Raw genomic sequence first — 16,755 nt, forward strand, 5'->3', positions numbered from 1 at the left:
AATCATGCGTGAGCGTGCACGTGGGCCGGGTCGTCGGGGTGGTGGTGCGGGTGATGGTTCGGGTCGTCGGGGTGGTGGTGCGGGTGCTGCGCGGCGCCGACGCGGTGTTCGTGGCCCGGCATCGCGATCCGGTAGACGCACGTGTCGCAGTTCATCCTGATGTCGCCGCTCCGGGCCTCCATGAACCGCTCGAGCACGAGGTCGGCGAGCCCGGCAACCGGCCCGATGACGCCGGCGCAGCGGACCTCGACCTCGGGGCGATCGGCGGCCCAGGCCCGCGCCTGCTCCGCCGTACGGGCGGGCAGCACGCCGTTGAACAGGAAGTACGGCAGGACGACGACGCGTCGCGCGCCGAGCAGGCGGGCCCGTTCCAGCGCGGCGGGCACGCCGGGGGCGGCGAGGCTGATGAATGCGGGCTCCACCCCGGCCAGGCCCCGGCCCTCCCACAGCAGCCGGGCCACCTTGGCGTGCTCGGCGTTGGCGTCCGGGTCGGTCGAGCCCCGGCCGACCAGGATCACCGTCGTGTCCGCCCGCTCGGCCACGTCCAGTACGGCGCCCAGCCGCTCGTCCAGCAGGTCGAGCAGGGTGGGGTGCGGCCCGAGCGGCCGACCGTACGCGTAGCCGAGCCGGGGATGGCGGGCGACCTCCCGATGGAGCGCGGCCGGGATGTCGCCCTTGGCGTGACCGGCCGCGGCCAGGACGAGCGGGACGACGCCGAGCCGGTCGTGCCCGTTGCCGACCAGTTCGGCGACCGCGTCCTTCAACGGCGGCGGCGACAGTTCGATGAACCCACCCGCGACGGGCACCGGCGCCCGCCGCGCCACGAGTTCGACGAGCTGGTGGAAATCGCGTACCCCGGCGGTGTCCCGGGTGCCGTGCCCCACCATCAGCAGGCCGTTCGGCGTGCTGTTGTTCAGACCGTTCCGCTGGCCGTTCAAGAATCCTCCGCGTAGAGCAGTGCGTTGACGGCGGCGGCGGCGACCGCCGAGCCGCCCTTCTCGCTGACGTTGCTGACGGCGGGCAGCCCCGACTCCCGGAGCGCCTGCTTGGACTCGACCGCGCCGACGAACCCGACCGGCAGCCCGACGACGAGTGCGGGCCGGGCGTCCAGGCGCAGCAGTTGCTCCAGCGCGGTCGGCGCGTTGCCGACGGCCCACACCGCGCCCGGCCCGACCTCGTCGTACGCCAGCCGGATGGCGGCCGCGCTGCGGGTCAGCCCACCGTGACCGGCGGCGTGCGCGGCGGCGTGCGGGGCGGCGTGCGGGGCGACATGGCGTACCCGGCAGATCGGGGTCACGGACGTGATGCCCGCCGCGACCATCTCCGCGTCGGTGACGACCGGGGCTCCGGCGCGCAGCGCGGCCGCGGCGGCGCGCAGATGCTCCTCGGCCGACACCACCAGATCGTCGAGGTAGCCGACGTCGGCGCTGGAGTGGATGACCCGCTCGACGACCGCCCGGGTCAGCGGCGGCAGATGCGCGGTGTCCACCCGCGAACGGAGGATTTCGTACGACAGCGCCTCGATGGGATGCACCACCCTCATCGCCGCACCTCCGTCGGCGTCGGCGTCCGCATCGGCGTCCATGTCGGTGTCCGCCCCTCGGTTCCCGTCTCGGTTATGGCGTCGACGGGGCAGACCTCGACGCACTCGCCGCACCCGCTGCACCGGTCAGCGAGCACGACCAGCGTCCCGTCGTCCGCTCCCGGCCGGATCGCGTGCTCGGGGCAGGTGAGCAGACAGGCGCCGCAGCCCTGACAGGCGGCGGTGACCGCGAACGGCGCGGCGGCGACCTCGTACGGCGGATGGGCGGATGTCAGCGTTGCCATGAGTACCCCCTTGGAGTGACGAAGCGGCCGGCGACGACGTGGCTGTGCGTCGAGCCGACGATCACGATGCTGCGCATGCCGACCGGTTCGACGTCGAAGCCGCCGAGCGTGGACAGTGTGACGGTCTGCCCGGGACGGGCGGCGTCGGTCACCACGCCGACGGGCGTGGCGGGGGAGCGCCGCTCGGCGAGGATGCCCAGTGCTCTGGAAAGGTGCCGGTCGCGCCCCCGCGAGCGGGGGTTGTAGAAAGCGACGACCAGGTCGGCGTCGGCGGCGGCGCGCACCCGCCGTTCGATCGCCTCCCACGGCGTGTGCAGGTCCGACAGGCTGATCGCGCAGTGGTCGTGGCCGAGTGGCGCGCCGAGCAGCGCGGCCCCGGCCAGCATGGCGGTCACCCCCGGCACCCCGGCCACGTCGAACGTGTCGTCCGCGAACTCCAGCGCCGGGGCGGCCATCGCGTACACACCGGCGTCGCCGCTGCCGACCAGCGCGACCGCGTGCCCCTCGCGGGCCAGCCGTACGGCCGTGCGCGCCCGCTCCTCCTCGGCGCCGAGCCCGCTCTCGATCACTTGGGTGCCGGGCCGCAGCAGGTCCCGGATCTGCGCGACGTACTGGTCCAGCCCCACGACGTGGCCGCTTCGGCGCAGTTCGGCGACCGCGCGCGGGGTGAGCAGGTCGCGGGCGCCGGGACCGAGGCCGACGATCGCCAGCCTGCCGCGGGGCCGCAGGCGGGCGACGGCCACCGTCGCCATCGCCGACTTGCGTTTCGGCGCGACCAGTTCGCCGCCCGCACCGGCCTCGGCGAGCGCCGCCGCCTCCGCGACGCTGGGGGTGCCGACCGCGTTCCGCACGACCTCGCTCGGGTTCGGCACGTGGATCCGGGCGAGCCGGTCGGCGGGATGGGTGATGAGCGGCACGCCGAGCGTGCGGGCCGCCTCGACGATGCCCGGTTCGCCGGCCTTCACGTCGACTGTGGCGAGCCGGGCGACCGAGCCCGGCGCGAGACCGGCGTCGCCGAGCGCGCGCGAGACGAGCGTGAGGATCTCCTCGGCCGGGGCGCCGCCGCTGGCGCCCACGCCGATCACGAGGCTCGGCGGGCGGACCACGACCGCCGGCCGCGTCCGCCCCGCGCCGATCCGATCGCTGACGACGACCCGGGGAGCGGGTGAAACGCTCTCCTCGACGGGGGTGGTCTCGATGGTGACCGGCAGGGGCGGCAGCGGCCAGGTGGCGTCGGCCGCCAGCGTGACCTCCTCTCCGTCGAGCATGGCGCGGGTCACGGCGGCCACGTCTCCCTCGACCGGCCAGCCGATTTCGTCGAGCGGCCCGGTGCCGGACGCGTCGGTCGCGGTGGTGATCACGGGTGTCGCGCCGAGCGCGTCGGCGACGCGGCGCGCGAGCCGGTTGGCGCCTCCGGCGTGCCCGCCCACGAGCGCGACCGCGAACCGGTTCGCCTCGTCGACGCAGACCACGCCGGGGTCGGTGTGCTTGTCGCCCAGCAGCGGGGCGAGCAGCCGTACCGTGGCGCCCACCGCCAGGAAGCAGACGATCTCATCGCATTCGCGCCACGCCTGGGCGAGGTCCGTCACCGCGTAGACGCGCACGTCCCGTTCCGCGGTGACCGCCGCCAGGCGCCCGGCGGCGGTACGGCCCGCCCTGGTGGCGGTGACCAGGCCCAATGTCGTCGTCGCGTCAGAAGTCGTCAACGATGCCCCCACACGAGGAAGACGGGATTGACGGCGGCCAGCCTGGTGGCGCCGCCGGGAAGGTCGGCGAACCTGCCCGCGTTGATCGCGACCCCGCCGACGTCGTACGACGCGGCGCGCAGCGCGTCACGCGCGGCCGCGACCCGGTCGAGCGCGGCCAGCGCGACCACCACCGACCGCGCCCCGCGCCCGGCCGCGGCGGCGACCGTCTCCGGGCCGCCGCCGCCCACGAAGACGGCGTCGGGGTCGGGCAGGGCGGCCAGGCACGCGGGGGCCGCCGCCCGGACGACGGAGATCTCCACGCCGTGCGCCGCCGCGTTGCGGCCCGCCCGCTCGCACTGGTCCGCGTCGTGGTCGGCGGCGATCACGGCCGCGCCGAACCGGGCGCACTCGACGGCGACCGAACCGCTGCCGCAGCCGACGTCCCAGACCAGGTCGCCGACGCCGGGGGCCAGATGGGCGAGGGCGAGCGCACGCACCTCCGCCTTGCTGATCATGCCGTCGCGGTGTTCGAACGACGTCTCGGGCAGTGCCCACCGGTACGGCACCCGCCGCCGGGGCCAGGACCATCCGCGTGCCGCGGTGACCTCGGTGGCCAGCACCAGCACGACGTTGGGGTCGGCCCACTCCCGGGTGGCCGCCTGCTCCGGCGTGCACTCGGTGACGCGCTCCTCGGGGGTCCCCAGCAGCTCGGCGACGACCATCCGCCGGGAAACGCCCGGGGACGCGGCGGCCAATCCGGCGCCGATCTCGGCGGGCCCGGCGCCGGGCGCCGTCAGCACGGCCACCTTGGGCAGGGCGCGGCAGGCGTTCACGGCCCGGCGCAACTCCCGCCCGTGCGCGCTGACCACGGCCGCGTCGTCCCAGCTCAGCCCGATCGACGCGAACGCCGCGGCCACCGACGACACCGCCGGCGCGACCTCGACGGCGAGGCCCCGCTCGCGCAGCAGGCGCACGATCCCGAAGAACCCGGGATCGCCGGAGGCCAGCACGACGGCCGGCCCGGCGTGTTCGCGCACGGCCGCGACGCCCGCGCCGACGTCGCCGAGCATGTGCCGGGCGGCATGCGGCGGGACCGGCACGGCGGCCAGGTGCCGGGCGGCGCCCACCACCAGCGTCGCTTCGGCGAGCCGCCGCGCCGCCCACGGGAGCGGCGGCCGCCCGTCGGCGTCGACGCCGATGACGGTCACCGGGGGCGCCCCCGTCATGGGGCGGCCACTTCGCTCGATGCGACGGCGGCCCGGCCGTCGGGGTCGACCATGACGACCGACGCGGTGATCACGCCGTCGGTGAACGCCTCGAGCACGCCTTTGACTCGGCGGCACAGCACCCGCCCGGCCGGTTCGAGCAGGCCAGCCGCCTCCCACAGCTCGTACGCGTGCCGGGCCGTGTTGGCGCCGGCCGCGGCTTCGACCAGCCCGGCGTCGCCGCCGACCTCCCGCGTGATGCCCGCGAGCAACCCGCGATCGATCTTCGACCGGGTGTAGTGCGTCATGAGAACGCCGGCCGCGAGCTTGGTCAGCTTGCCGGCCATGCCGACGAACAGGACCTCGCGCAGGCCCTCGTCGACGGCCCGGCGCAGCGCCGCCCCGGTGAAGTCGCCGACCTCGACGAAGCACACCTCGGGCAGGTCCGGCCGCAGCCGCATCGCGGCGTTCTCGGTGCGACCGCCGGTGGACAGCACGAGCGTCCGCTCGCCCTGTGCGGCCATCACGCTGATCGCCTGCACCACCGACGAGCGCCACGACTCGGTCGAGAAGGGGCGGACGACGCCGGTGGTGCCGAGGATCGAGATCCCGCCGAGGATTCCCAGCCGGGCGTTGGTGGTCTTGCGGGCCATCCGCTCGCCCTCGGGTACGCTGATGACCACGCGGACGCCGCGTTCGGCGAGGTCGACGACCTCCGCGACGGCCTGGGTGATCTGCGCGCGCGGCACCGGGTTGATGGCCGGGCCGCCGACCTCCAGTCCGAGGCCGGGCTTGGTGACCACGCCGACGCCGATGCCGCCGTCCAGCTCGATGCCCGTCCGGTCCCGCCAGGACACGGTCGCCGTCAGGTGCGCGCCGTCGGTGGCGTCGGGATCGTCGCCCGCGTCCTTGACGACGACGGCGATCGCCCGGTCGGCGCGGATCTCGTACGACTCGACCGGCAGTGTCACGCGGTCGCCCGTCGGCAGCGGCGTGTCCACGTCCGCCGGGGTCCGGCCCGAGGTGAGCGCGATGCTCGCGGCCTTGGCCGCCGCCGCGCCACAGGTGCCCGTGGTCCATCCGGTGCGCAGCGCCCGCTTGCGCACCCGCATCGTGCGCGGCAGGTCCGGCTCGCGCAGCTCCGGTAGCTCGCTCACCGCTCAACGCTCGCCTTCGCGCCGCGTGCCGCGCAGCGCCCGCCGGGCGGCGCGGTCGGGCCGGCGGTGCCCGTGGAAGTGCCCGGGATGGTAGAGGTGCGAGCGGGTGCCGGACGCGCCGAGGGCGGGCCCCACGAGCACCAGCGTCTGCTTCCACAGTCTGCTCGCCCGCATGGTCGACGCCAGTTCGTCGAGCCGGCAGCGCAGGACCAGTTCGTCCTCCCAGGTGACCCGGTGGCCCACGACGCACGGCGTCTCCGGCGGATAGCCGCCGGCCAGCAGCTCCTGCTGGAGCCGTACGGCACGGGCCGCCGACAGGAACAGCGCCATCGTCGTGCCGTGCGCGGCGAACCCCCGGACGGTCTCCCCGGGCGGCATCGGCGTCTTGCCGCCCTCCAGCCGGGTGAGCACCACCGACTGCGCGACCTCGGGAATCGTGAGCTCGCGCCGGACGGCGGCGGCGACCGCGGTGAAGCTGGACACCCCGGGCACGATCTCGGTCGCCAGGCCCAGCGCGGCGCACCGGTCGAGCTGCTCCTGGACCGCGCCCCACAGGGCGGGGTCGCCGGAGTGCACCCGGGCCACCCGCAGCCCGTCCCTGGCGGCCTCCTCGTACAACGCGACGACGTCCTCCAGCGGCACCGCCGCCGAGTCGACGACGCGGGCGCCGGGACGGGCGTGGTCCAGCACGCCGGGATGCACGAGGCTGGAGGCCCACACGACCACGTCGGCCCGGCCGATGGCGGCCGCCCCGCGCAGCGTGAGCAGGTCGGCGGCGCCGGGCCCGGCCCCAACGAAGATCACTTCGCCGGTCGCAGCCGGGCCGTCCTCCCGTTCGCCGGTCACAGCCTGCCTCCCCGTCCCGTCCTGCGCCGGGTCACCAGCAGCGAGGACAGGTACGGCCCGGCCGCCGAGGGGTCGAGACCGGCGGCGGGCCGCACCTCCTCGCCCGGCAGACCGAGCGCGGCGCCGTAGACGGCGTCGGCGAGCCGCCCGGCGTCGCCGACGGCGGCCAGCACCTCGGGCAGCATGCGTCCTCCCTTGTAGGCGACGACCGTGTCGTGGGTGTCGAGGGCGTGGCGCAGCGGCTCGACCCCCGCGGTCAGCGGCATGAGGGCGAGCGACTCACGGCCCTCGACGAGGACCGTGCCGCTCGTCGCCGCCAGCGCCTGCATGGCGGTGATCCCGGGCACGGTCTCGACGCGCAGCCCGGGCACCAGCCCCCGGACCGTCTCGGCGAGGTAGGTGAACGTGCTGTAGACGTTGGGGTCGCCGATGGTCGCGAACGCCACCGTGCGGGCGCCGTTCACGAAGGCCTCGGCGGTGGCGGCCCCGGCCGCGTCCCAGGCCGCGTCGCGCCGGGCCTCCTCGGTGAGCGCGAACACGAGCCGCCGCACCCTGCCACCCGAACCTTCGGGGCCCCCTGAACCTTCGCGGCCGCCCGAGCCTTCGGAAAGGTGCGCGCGGACCACGCGTTCGGCGCGGCCCTCCTCGCCCTCCTTTATGGGGACCATCACGACGTCGGCCGTACGCAGCACCCGCACCGCCTTCACCGTGACCAGGTCGGGATCGCCGGGGCCGACGCCCACGCCGATCAGCACCGGACCCCCACTGACCACCGGGCCGCTCACGCCGCCGCCTTCACCAGATCGCGGGCCAGGTGCGGCGCACCGGCCCAGTGCTGATGCAGACAGGAGGCGTGCACCCGGTCCTGGACGAACCCCTCCCGGCGGCCGCCCGCCAGCGTGTACGCCGCGTTCCTTCCGGCGGCGGGGGAGCAGACCGTGCGGTGGAACTCATGCGCCCGCGCCGGCGTGCCGGTGGTCGTGCCGCCGGCCGGGCCGCCGGTCGTGCCGTCCAATGGGCCGTCCGATGGGCCGTCCGGGCGGGTGCCGTGCCGTACGGCCTCGCGGTAGCCGATCGTCAATCGTTCGGTCATCCGGGCCTCCACCGGTAGCACCCCGCACATGGGCAGCCCGTCCAGAACGCGGGCCAGATAGAGCAGGCCACCGCACTCGGCGATCACCGGCAGGCCGTCCGCCGCCCGCCGCGCCACCTCGTCGCGCAGTGCGCGGTTCGCCGACAGTTCGGCCGCGTGGACCTCCGGGAACCCCCCGCCGAGCACCAGCGCGCGGGTGCCGTCCGGCAGCCTCTCGTCGCGCAGCGGGTCCACGGTCGCGACCCGCGCTCCCGCCGCCTCCAGCAACTCGACCGTCTCGGGATAGCGGAACGTGAACGCCGCCCCGGCGGACACCGCCACGACGGGGCCCGGCGAGACGGGCCGGCCGACCGCGTCGGCAGGGGACCACGGGCGGGCCGCGAGCCGCGGCGCCGCCGACGCCACCCGCATGATCGCCTCGACGTCGCAGTGCCGCTCCACCAGCGCGCCCAGCGCGTCGACGGCGGCACGCGACGCCGGACCCCGCTCCTGCGCGGGAACCAGGCCGAGATGCCGCGACGGCACGCCCGCACCGGGATCGCGCGGCAACGCCCCGAGTACCGGCACCGGTGCCGGGGACGAGGCCAGCGCCTCGCGCAGGATCGACTCGTGACGCGGCGACGCCACGCGGTTGAGCACCACCCCGGTGAGTCGTACGGACCGGTCGTAGGTCGCGAACCCGTGTACGAGCGCGGCCACCGACGACGACTGCGCCGACGCGTCGACGACCAGCAGCACCGGCGCGTCCAGCAGCCGCGCGACGTGCGCGGTCGAGCCCTCGCCGGTCGCGCCGCGGCCGTCGAACAGCCCCATCACGCCCTCCACGACGGCGACGTCCGCGCCGAGAGCTCCGTACGCGAACAGCGGGGCCACCAGATCAGCCCCGACGAGGAACGCGTCGAGGTTGCGACCGGGCCGGCCGGTCGCCGCGGCGTGGTAGCCGGGGTCGATGTAGTCGGGGCCGACCTTGTGCGGCGACACGGTCAGCCCGCGCCCCGTCAGCGCGGCCATCAGCCCGGTGGCGAACGTCGTCTTGCCGGCTCCCGACGACGGTGCGGCCACGACGACGCGGGGCATCGTCACCATTCGATCCCTCGCTGACCCTTCTGACCCGCGTCCATCGGGTGCTTGACCTTGGTCATCTCCACCACCAGGTCGGCGGCCTCGACGAGCAGCGGGTCGGCGTCGCGGCCGGTGATGACCACGTGCTGGTGACCCGGGCGGTCGCGCAGTGTCGCCACGACGTCGCCGACGTCGACCCAGCCCCACTTGATCGGATAGGTGAACTCGTCCAGGACGTACAGCGTGTGGGTCTGGGCGGCCAGGTCCCGCCTGACCTGCTCCCAGCCCTCCCGTGCGTCGGCCGCGTGATCGGCCTCGGTGCCCGGCCGCTGGATCCACGACCAGCCCTCGCCCATCTTGTGCCAGGTCACCGGGCCGCCCTCGCCGGTCTGCTCGTGCAGCCGGCCGAGCGCGCGCAGCGCCGACTCCTCGCCGACCCGCCACTTGGCGCTCTTGACGAACTGGAACACTCCGATCGGCCAGCCCTGGTTCCACGCGCGCAGCGCGAGACCGAAGGCCGCGGTCGACTTCCCCTTCATCTCACCGGTGTGCACGATGACGAGCGGCCGGTTGCGCCGTTGCCGTGTCGTCAGCCCGTCGTCGGGCACCCTGGCCGGCCTACCCTGCGGCATCTACGCCACCATCCTCACGTCACGCACGATTTCGGCCAGCCCGTCTGCCGCCAGTTCGTCCAGCCGCAGGGCGACGCCACCCAGCGCGGCGCCGATCCGGCCGGCCAGGCCGAGCCGTACCGGGCCCTGCTCGCAGTCGACCACCACACCCGCCACGCCGTCGGCGGCGAGCCGCCGGGCGGTCACCGCCGGGTCGGGACCGGCGGTGTGCCGGCCGTCGGTGACGACGACCAGCAGCGCGCGGCGCAGCGGATCACGCAGCCGCTCGGCCGCGAGCAGCCGCGCGGCGCACGCCAGCCCGGCGGCGATCGGGGTGCGCCCGCCGGTCGCGAGCCGCTCCAGCCGGGCGGAGGCCAGTTCGACGCTCGAGGTGGGCGGCAGCGCCACGGTCGCGCCCTCGCCGCGGAAGGTCACCAGCCCGACCTTGTCGCGCCGCTGGTAGGCGTCGAGCAACAGCGAGAGCACCGCCCCCTTGACCGCGCCCATCCGCGCCCGCGCCGCCATCGATCCGCTCGCGTCCACGCAGAACAGCACGAGGTTCGACTCGCGCCCCTCCCGGATCGCCACCCTGAGGTCGGCGCGGCGCAGCACCAGCGGTCCACCGCGGCCGCGGCCCCGGTCCCGCTGGTACGGCGCGGCCGCGGTGAGCGTCGCCACGAGATGCAGTGGTACGGCACGGCCGTTCGACACCGGCCGTGCGCCGACCGCCCGGCCCGCTGACCCGCCGGCCGTGCGTCCGCGTCTGCCCGCCGGGCCGCCCCTGCCCACGGTCGGCGGGGTCAGCAGCCGCGTCCGGTACGGCTGTCCGGCCGGGGCCGGGGGCCGTTCCGAGGAGTGGGCGGGCCGGTCTCCCGGGCCCTCGCCTCCCGGGAGGCCGCCCGGACCGTCATCACCGGGCCCACCGCCCGGACCGTCATCGTCCGGATCATCGTTATCCGGGCCTTCCTTATTTGGGCCGTCGCCGTCCGGCCTGCCCGCTTCGGAGCCGTCGCCCTCACCGGCTGTGTCACCGGCTGTGTCACCGGCTGTGTCACCGGCCGCGTCGGCGAGTGCGCGCTCCAGCCGTTCCTCGTCCAGGCCCGGCTCGCCGAACGGGTCCCGGCGGCGTCGGTGCGGCAGCGCCAGCCGCGCCGCCGTGGCCACGTCGTCACCGGTGACCTCGTCGCGGCCCTCCCACGCGGCGAGCGCGATCGCGGTCCGCGCCATGACCAGGTCCGCACGCAGCCCGTCCACGTCGAAGGCCGCGCACACCGCGGTCACCTGACGCAGCGCCGGGTCGGGGAGCACCACCCGGGGGAGCAGGGCACGGGCGGACGCGATCCGCTCGGCGAGCGCCCGATCGCCGGTTTCGTACGCGGCTCCGAAAGCGGCCGGGTCGGCATCGAACGCGAGCCGGCGGCGCACCACCTCGGCGCGCTCGGCCGGCTCACGCGAGGCGCGCACGTCAACGGCGAGGCCGAAGCGGTCGAGCAGTTGCGGGCGAAGCTCGCCCTCCTCCGGGTTCATCGTGCCGACCAGGAGGAACCGCGCGGCGTGCCGGACCGACACGCCCTCGCGCTCGACGTACGAGATGCCCATCGCGGCCGCGTCGAGCAGCAGGTCCACCAGGTGGTCGTGCAGCAGGTTGACCTCGTCGACGTAGAGCACGCCCCGGTGCGCGGCGGCCAGCAGCCCGGGCTCGAACGCCTTGACGCCCTCGGTCAGCGCCCGTTCCAGGTCGAGCGATCCGGTCACCCGGTCCTCCCCGGCGCCGATCGGCAGCTCGACCAGCCGGGCCGGTCGTTCGGTGGCGGGGCCGTCTTCCTCATGGGGGCCGTCGGGGCAGTGCGGGTCCGGCGCGCCGGGGCCGCAGGAGAACCGGCAGCCGGCCACCACCCGCACCGGCGGCAGCAGCGCGGCCAGCGACCGCACGACCGTGGACTTGGCCGCGCCCTTCTCGCCGCGCACGAGCACGCCGCCGATGGACGGTGACACCGCGTTGAGCAGCAGCGCGAGCTTGAGGTCGGCGAGCCCGACGACCGCGCTGAACGGATATATCACTGGCCCGCCTCCAAGTCGCCTTCCATTTCCAGATATGTCGCCCGCAGTTGGTCGAGGGTCCGTTCTTCCGGCTGTGCCCACAGCCCCCGGTCGGCCGCTTCGATCAGCCGCTCGGCGATGCCGCGCAGCGCCCACGGGTTCGACCTGCGCATGAAATCCCGCACCTCGGGGTCGAAGACGTACGACTGGGCGAGCGTCTCGTACATCCAGTCGTCCACCACCCCGGCGGTCGCGTCGAAGCCGAACAGGTAGTCGACGGTCGCCGCCATCTCGAACGCGCCCTTGTAGCCGTGCCGCCGCATCGCGGCGATCCACCGGGGGTTCACCACCCGGGAGCGGAACACCCGGCGGGTCTCCTCGCCCAGCGTGCGGGTGCGCACGGCGTCCGGGACGTGCGAATCGCCGACGTAGGCCAGCGGCGAGGTCCCGGTCAGGTGGCGCACCATCGCCACCATGCCGCCGTGGTACTGGAAGTAGTCGTCGGAGTCGGCGATGTCGTGCTCGCGGTTGTCCTGGTTCTTCGCCGCCACCTCGATGCGCCGGAACGCCGTCTCCATGTCCGTCCTGGCCTCACGGCCGTCCAGCCCCTGCCCATAGGCGTAACCGCCCCAGACCGCGTAGACCTCCGCGAGGTCACCGTCGTCGCGCCAGTCACGCGAGTCGATCAGCGGCAGCAGGCCCGCGCCGTACGCCCCGGGCTTGGAGCCGAAGACGCGGCTGGTGGCGCGACGCCGGTCGCCGTGCCCGGCCAGGTCCGCCTCGACGTGCGCACGCAACGGGTTGACCTCGGCCGGCTCGTCCAGGGCGGCCACCGTGCGCACGGCCTCGTCGAGCAGCGACACCACGTGCGGGAACGCGTCGCGGAAGAACCCGCTGATCCGTACGACCACGTCGACGCGGGGCCGGCCCAGCTCGGCGACGTCCAGCACCTCGAACCCGGTCACCCGGCGGGAGGCGTCGTCCCACCTCGGGCGTACCCCGAGCAGTGCCATGATCTCGGCGATGTCGTCGCCCTGGGTGCGCATGGCGCTGGTGCCCCACACGGTCAGGCCGACCGTGCGGGGCCAGCGGCCGGTGTCGGCGAGGTGGCGCTCGGCCAGCGACGCCGCGAGCGCGGCCCCGGTCTCCCAGGCCAGCCGGGACGGGATCGCCTTGGGATCGACCGAGTAGAAGTTGCGCCCGGTGGGCAGCACGTTGACCAGCCCGCGGGTCGGCGAACCCGACGGCCCGGCCGGGACGTGCCCGCCGCCGAGCGCGTGCAGCACCCCCGACACCTCGTCGGTCGTGCGCTCCAGCCGGGGCACCACCTCGGTGGCGGCGAAACGCAGCACCCGCTCGACCTCCGGCAGGTCGGCGACCTCCGCGGCCGCCTCCGGATCCCAGCCGCGGTCCTCCATCGCCTGGACGAGCTCCCGCGCCCGCGCCTCCAGCCGGTCGACCTCCCCGCGCGACTCTTCCTTTCCTTCGGTCAGCCCCAGCGCCTCCCGCAGACCCGGCAGCGCCGCTGTTGTGCCGCCCCACACCTGCCGGGCGCGCAGCACCGCGAGAACCAGGTTGACCCGGGCCTCGCCGTACGGAGCCTGGCCGAGGATGTGCAGGCCGTCGCGGATCTGCACGTCCTTGATCTCGCACAGGTAGCCGTCGACGTGCAGCAGGAAGTCGTCGAACTCGGTGTCGCCGGGGCGCTCGGCGACGTCCAGATCGTGGTGCAGCCGGGCCGCCTGGATGAGCGTCCAGATCCGCGCCCGTACGGCCGGTAGCTTGGCCGGGTCGAGGGCGGCGACGGTGGCGTGCTCGTCGAGCAGCTGCTCCAGCCGGGCCAGGTCGCCGTACGACTCCGCCCGCGCCATCGGCGGGATCAGGTGATCGACCACGGTCGCGTGCGCCCGCCGCTTTGCCTGGGTGCCCTCGCCGGGGTCGTTGACGATGAACGGGTAGACCAGCGGCAGATCGCCCAGCGTGGCGTCGGGAGCGCACGACCCGGACAGGCCGAGGCCCTTGCCGGGCAGCCACTCCAGCGTGCCATGCTTGCCCAGATGCACCACGGCGTGCGAACCGAAGTCGCGGGCCAGCCAGTGATAGGCGGCGAGGTAGTGGTGGCTCGGCGCCAGATCCGGGTCGTGGTAGATCGCCACCGGGTTCTCGCCGAAGCCGCGCGGCGGCTGGATCATCAGGAACACGTTGCCGAACCGCAGCCCGGCGAGCACGATGTCGTCCCCGTCGACGTACAGCTCCCCGGGCGGCGGTCCCCAGTGCCCGGCGACGGCCTCGCGCAGGTCGGCCGGCAGCGCCTCGAACCACGACCGGTACGCCGCGAGCGGGACGCGGGCGGGTGCCGCGCGCAACTGGTCCTCGGTCAGCCACTCCACGTCGTGGCCGCCCGCCGCGATCAGCCTGTGGATCAGCTCGTCGCCGCTGTCGTACGGCTCGTCCCCGACGTCATAGCCGGCCTCGCGCAGCGCCCGCAGCAGCACGACAGCCGAGGCGGGGGTGTCGAGGCCGACCGCGTTGCCGACCCGCGAGTGCTTGGTCGGGTAGGAGGACAGCACGATCGCGACCCGCCTGGCGGCGTTCGGCACGTGCCGCAGCCGGGCGTGCGCGACGGCCAACCCGGCGATCCGGGCGCAGCGTTCGGGATCGGCCGCGTAAACCGGCACGCCGTCCGGCCCGTCCTCCTTGAACGAGAACGGCACGGTGATCAGACGGCCGTCGAACTCGGGCACCGCCACCTGCATCGCCGCGTCGAGGGGGGACAGCCCGGCATCCGACTCCGACCAGGTCGCCCGGGACGTGGTGAGGCACAGCGCCTGCAGCACGGACACGTCGAGCGTGGCGAGCGCGCCCACGTCCCACGCGTCGTCGTCGCCCCCGGCCGAGGCGCTCGCCGGGGCGGCCCCGCCCGCCGCGAGCACGGTGACCACCAGCGCGTCGGCCGGCCGCAGCAGGTCGGCCACCTCGGGACCGGCGCCGCGCAGCGATCCGCAGAACACCGGAAGAACGTCGCCGCCGGCCGCCTCGATCGCGTCGCACAGGTCGTCGACGAACGCCGTGTTGCCCGACAGCTCGTGCGCCCGGTAGTAGACCACGCCCACCAGCGGCCGGTCGCTGTGCCGTTCGCGGGGGCGCACGCCGTACTCAGGGGTGGTGCGCGGCGGTGCGAAGCCCTCTCCGGTCATCAGCAGCGTGTCGGACAGGAACCTGCGCAGCTCGCGGAGATTGTCCGGGCCGCCCTCCGTCAGGTACGCGAGCGCCTGCGCGGCCACGCCGTGCGGCACCGTGGACAGCGTCATCAGCGCGGCGTCGGGCTCGGCCTCGCCGCCGAGCACCACCACCGGACGGCCGCAGGCGAGCACCGCGTCGAGGCCCTCCGGCCAGGAGCGGCGCCCGCCGAGCAGCCGGACCACGACGGCATCCACGGCGTCCGTCCCGTCCGCTCCGTTCACCAGGGCCGGGACGTCCTCGGCCGATATCCGCGCGGGGTTGGCGACCCGCCAGCCGGCCCCGCTTCGCGGATCGTCCCCGCTCCGCAGCGCGGCGAGCAGCTCGGTGTCGGCCGTCGACAGCAGCAGCATGGTCATGACCGGGCGGCCTCCCCATCGGTGTGCGGTGTCAAAATCACGGGAGCCGGGCCCGTACGGGCCCGATCAACGGGAGCGAGGCCGACGGCGGGCAGGCCGGCGGGGACGCCGCGCTCGATCAGCCGCCACACCGCGTCGGTGTCCAGGTGCTCCTCGACCAGGTCGCCGAGGGCGTCGAGGCGGGCCTCGCGGCGCTCGGCGAACGAGCCTGTGCCGGGCCGCCAGTCGCGTCCCGCGGCAGCGGCCACCTCGGCCAGGAACGCCCGCCGGAACCCGTCGCGCTCGAAGATCCCGTGCCAGGTCGTCCCCCACACCTGCCCGCTGCGGCAGCCGTCGAGGAACGGCTCACCGCCGTCGACGATGACCCGGCCGTGATGGATCTGATAGCCCGACACCTCGTGACCGCGCCACCGGCCGACCGGTGACGCCAGCACCTTGGCCGGGCTGTAGTCGGTGCGCACCGGCAGCAGCCCGAGGCCGGGCGCGTGGCCCTCCCGGCTCTCCACGCCGTCGTCGTCGTGGATCGCGGCGCCGAGCATCTGCAGCCCGCCGCACACGCCGAGCACCGGCCGGCCGGCCGCGGCCCGGCGCCGCAGCTCCGCGTCGATGCCGCGTTCACGCAGCCAGGCCAGATCGGACAGGGTCGAGCGGGTGCCGGGCACGATGACGAGGTCGGCTTCGGCCATCTCGGCGGGCGTGGCGACCAGGCGCACGCCGACGCCGGGCTCGGCGGCCAGCGCGTCGGCGTCGGTGACGTTCGACATACGCGGGAGCCGTACGAGCGCGACCCGCAGGATGTCCCGGCCGACGGGAGGAGTCAGCAGTCCGGGTCTGCCGTCGAGATCGAGGGAGTCCTCCACGTCGAGCCAGAGCCCGGACCGCCAGGGCAGCACGCCGAGGCAGGCCCGCCCGGTGGTCTCGCGCAGCCAGTCCAGGCCGGGCCGCAGCAGCGCCGGGTCGCCGCGGAACTTGTTGACCACGAAACCCGCGATGTGCCGCTGGTCTTCCGGGTCCAGGACCGCCAGGGTGCCGGCGAAGTGCGCGAGCACCCCGCCGCGGTCGATGTCTCCGACGACCAGGACGGGCAGGTTCGCGGCGCGGGCCAGCCCCATGTTCGCGATGTCGCGGTCGCGCAGGTTGACCTCGGCCGGGCTGCCCGCGCCTTCGCAGATCACCACGTCGAACCGGCGGCGCAGGCCGTCCAGCGCGCCGACGGCGACGTCGAGCAGGGCGGGCTTGTGCCCTCGATAGGAGAGCGCGTCGACGTCCGCGTGCGGACGGCCGAGCACCACGACGTGGGAGTGCCGTTCCCCGGCCGGTTTGAGCAGCACGGGGTTCATCGCCGCCTCCGGCTCGACCCGGGCGGCGGCGGCCTGCATCGCCTGCGCCCGGCCGATTTCACCGCCGTCGGCGGTGACCACCGAGTTCAGCGACATGTTCTGCGCCTTGAACGGCGCGACCCGGACGCCTCGGCGGGCCAGCCACCGGCACAGCCCCGCGGTCAGGATGCTCTTGCCCGCGTCAGAGGTGGTGCCGGCGACGAGCAGCGAGCCGCCGCCGTGCCGCGGCACGTCAGGGGACGGGGCGCGAGACCGGCAGTGAGGTGCCTGCGCGCAGGCCTCGGCAC

13 protein-coding genes are annotated in these 16,755 nt (G+C 75.1%); all 13 read right to left on the bottom strand.

Annotated elements, in window-relative coordinates:
• Nucleotides 1-2: 2 nt before the first annotated feature.
• Genes ACFHYQ_RS26990 through ACFHYQ_RS27050 form a run of 13 tightly spaced genes read right to left on the bottom strand, consistent with a single transcriptional unit; the run spans nt 3 to nt 16,699 of the window.
• The gene (locus ACFHYQ_RS26990; protein ID WP_394303949.1) at nt 3-938 is read right to left on the bottom strand and encodes a sirohydrochlorin chelatase; all 936 of its coding nucleotides are present in this window, start codon (nt 936-938) and stop codon (nt 3-5) included.
• Entirely contained in the window at nt 935-1,585 is a 651-nt protein-coding gene (locus ACFHYQ_RS26995; protein WP_394303950.1) for a precorrin-8X methylmutase, read from the bottom strand. The genes ACFHYQ_RS26990 and ACFHYQ_RS26995 overlap by 4 nt, the downstream gene beginning before the upstream one ends.
• The gene (locus ACFHYQ_RS27000) at nt 1,540-1,827 is read right to left on the bottom strand and encodes an ATP-binding protein (protein ID WP_394303951.1); all 288 of its coding nucleotides are present in this window, start codon (nt 1,825-1,827) and stop codon (nt 1,540-1,542) included. The genes ACFHYQ_RS26995 and ACFHYQ_RS27000 overlap by 46 nt, the downstream gene beginning before the upstream one ends.
• Nucleotides 1,815-3,533: a precorrin-3B C(17)-methyltransferase gene (gene cobJ / locus ACFHYQ_RS27005; RefSeq protein ID WP_394303952.1), complete on the bottom strand. Its 1,719-nt coding sequence runs from the start codon at nt 3,531-3,533 to the stop codon at nt 1,815-1,817. Before cobJ ends, ACFHYQ_RS27000 begins: the two co-directional genes overlap by 13 nt.
• On the bottom strand, nt 3,530-4,741 hold the full coding sequence (gene cbiE, locus ACFHYQ_RS27010) for a precorrin-6y C5,15-methyltransferase (decarboxylating) subunit CbiE (RefSeq protein ID WP_394303953.1): 1,212 nt from the start codon (nt 4,739-4,741) through the stop codon (nt 3,530-3,532). Before cbiE ends, cobJ begins: the two co-directional genes overlap by 4 nt.
• Entirely contained in the window at nt 4,738-5,877 is a 1,140-nt protein-coding gene (locus ACFHYQ_RS27015) for a cobalt-precorrin-5B (C(1))-methyltransferase (protein WP_394303954.1), read from the bottom strand. Before ACFHYQ_RS27015 ends, cbiE begins: the two co-directional genes overlap by 4 nt.
• 3 nt (nt 5,878-5,880) lie before the next feature.
• On the bottom strand, nt 5,881-6,723 hold the full coding sequence (gene cobM / locus ACFHYQ_RS27020) for a precorrin-4 C(11)-methyltransferase (protein ID WP_394303955.1): 843 nt from the start codon (nt 6,721-6,723) through the stop codon (nt 5,881-5,883).
• A complete protein-coding gene (cobI, locus tag ACFHYQ_RS27025) occupies nt 6,720-7,508 on the bottom strand; it encodes a precorrin-2 C(20)-methyltransferase (protein WP_394303956.1) in 789 nt (262 codons plus the stop codon). Before cobI ends, cobM begins: the two co-directional genes overlap by 4 nt.
• The gene (locus ACFHYQ_RS27030; protein WP_394303957.1) at nt 7,505-8,902 is read right to left on the bottom strand and encodes a cobyrinic acid a,c-diamide synthase CobB; all 1,398 of its coding nucleotides are present in this window, start codon (nt 8,900-8,902) and stop codon (nt 7,505-7,507) included. Before ACFHYQ_RS27030 ends, cobI begins: the two co-directional genes overlap by 4 nt.
• Nucleotides 8,896-9,510, bottom strand: coding sequence for a cob(I)yrinic acid a,c-diamide adenosyltransferase (gene cobO / locus ACFHYQ_RS27035; protein WP_394303958.1), 615 nt, complete (start codon nt 9,508-9,510; stop codon nt 8,896-8,898). Before cobO ends, ACFHYQ_RS27030 begins: the two co-directional genes overlap by 7 nt.
• Nucleotides 9,511-11,550, bottom strand: coding sequence for a VWA domain-containing protein (locus ACFHYQ_RS27040; RefSeq protein ID WP_394303959.1), 2,040 nt, complete (start codon nt 11,548-11,550; stop codon nt 9,511-9,513).
• Nucleotides 11,547-15,128 carry a cobaltochelatase subunit CobN gene (gene cobN / locus ACFHYQ_RS27045; RefSeq protein ID WP_394303960.1) on the bottom strand — a complete coding sequence of 1,194 codons (3,582 nt, stop codon included), beginning with the start codon at nt 15,126-15,128 and terminating at the stop codon, nt 11,547-11,549. Before cobN ends, ACFHYQ_RS27040 begins: the two co-directional genes overlap by 4 nt.
• On the bottom strand, nt 15,125-16,699 hold the full coding sequence (locus ACFHYQ_RS27050; RefSeq protein ID WP_394303961.1) for a cobyric acid synthase: 1,575 nt from the start codon (nt 16,697-16,699) through the stop codon (nt 15,125-15,127). The genes cobN and ACFHYQ_RS27050 overlap by 4 nt, the downstream gene beginning before the upstream one ends.
• Nucleotides 16,700-16,755: the final 56 nt, after the last annotated feature.

It is taken from the genome of Sphaerimonospora cavernae (assembly GCF_042435035.1).
Classification (GTDB): Bacteria; Actinomycetota; Actinomycetes; order Streptosporangiales; family Streptosporangiaceae; genus Sphaerimonospora; species Sphaerimonospora cavernae.

What these genes read in the sequence shown, in the direction of transcription:
- ACFHYQ_RS26995 (WP_394303950.1), bottom strand. Translation starts at nt 1,585, where the DNA reads ATGGACGCCGATGCGGACGCCGACGCCGACGGAGGTGCGGCGATGAGG.
- ACFHYQ_RS27000 (WP_394303951.1), bottom strand. Translation starts at nt 1,827, where the DNA reads ATGGCAACGCTGACATCCGCCCATCCGCCGTACGAGGTCGCCGCCGCG.
- cbiE (WP_394303953.1), bottom strand. Translation starts at nt 4,741, where the DNA reads ATGACGGGGGCGCCCCCGGTGACCGTCATCGGCGTCGACGCCGACGGG.
- ACFHYQ_RS27030 (WP_394303957.1), bottom strand. Translation starts at nt 8,902, where the DNA reads ATGGTGACGATGCCCCGCGTCGTCGTGGCCGCACCGTCGTCGGGAGCC.
- cobO (WP_394303958.1), bottom strand. Translation starts at nt 9,510, where the DNA reads ATGCCGCAGGGTAGGCCGGCCAGGGTGCCCGACGACGGGCTGACGACA.
- cobN (WP_394303960.1), bottom strand. Translation starts at nt 15,128, where the DNA reads ATGACCATGCTGCTGCTGTCGACGGCCGACACCGAGCTGCTCGCCGCG.